Source organism: Oleiphilus sp. HI0079 (assembly GCF_001635105.1).
In genome coordinates this window covers 1-760 of record NZ_LWFT01001224.1, presented here as the reverse complement: position 1 = coordinate 760, position 760 = coordinate 1, and the positions used below count along the sequence as shown (strand labels likewise).

The following is a 760-nucleotide window of genomic DNA, read 5'->3' as shown; positions in this document are numbered from 1 at the left end:
AATTGCGAGAAAAGCTAGAACTAAGTGGGTTTAAGACACACTTAGACTTGAGAAACGAGAAGATCGGCTTTAAAATCCGCGAGCACACAATTGCCAAGGTTCCTTTTTTGCTCGTTGTCGGAGACAAAGAGATGGAAAATGGAACTGTGGCTGTCCGAACTCGTAAAGGTGAAGACCTTGGAGTTATGACTCAAGACGAAGTTGTAGCGCTATTTAGTCGAGAGTCAGAAAGTAAAGGACGTAGCATAGACAACGACAAGTCGGCTTAAACCCTCTTGTGCGCTGTCTTTTTGTTTTTGAATAGTTGGAGATTGCGACATTAAGCGAAGCAGCCAAATGGGTAAGGCTAAGAAAGCCACCATCAATGAGAATATCGAGGCGTCTGAAGTACGTCTTATTGACGAAAACGGCGAGCAGGTAGGGATTGTCCCTATCGGTGAAGCGATATCGAGAGCAGAATCAGTGTCTCTTGATCTTGTTCAGATTGCTGACAGTGATCCAATTGTGTGTAAAATCATGGATTACGGCAAAAAGATATTCGAAGAGAAAAAGCAAAAAGCGGCACAACGCAAGAAGCAGAAGCAGACCCAGGTCAAAGAGATTAAGTTACGACCAGGGACGGAAGAAGGGGATTATCAGGTAAAACTGCGCAACCTGATACGTTTCCTTGAAGCAGGGGACAAAGCCAAGGTGACTATTCGGTACCGAGGCCGCGAAATGGCCCATCAAGAGATCGGCATGAAGTTGCTCGAACGGATCG

General features: G+C 45.5%; 2 protein-coding genes. Both read left to right on the top strand.

Features of this window, described 5'->3' with window-relative positions; genetic code table 11:
* Window positions 1–269 (top strand): His/Gly/Thr/Pro-type tRNA ligase C-terminal domain-containing protein (locus tag A3750_RS21670; RefSeq protein ID WP_255374898.1); only part of this gene is annotated, 269 nt, incomplete at its 5' end.
* 67 nt (window positions 270–336) lie between these two features.
* Window positions 337–760, top strand: a 424-nt coding sequence (gene infC / locus A3750_RS21665; protein ID WP_082873389.1) for a translation initiation factor IF-3, incomplete at its 3' end; no start/stop codon positions are given.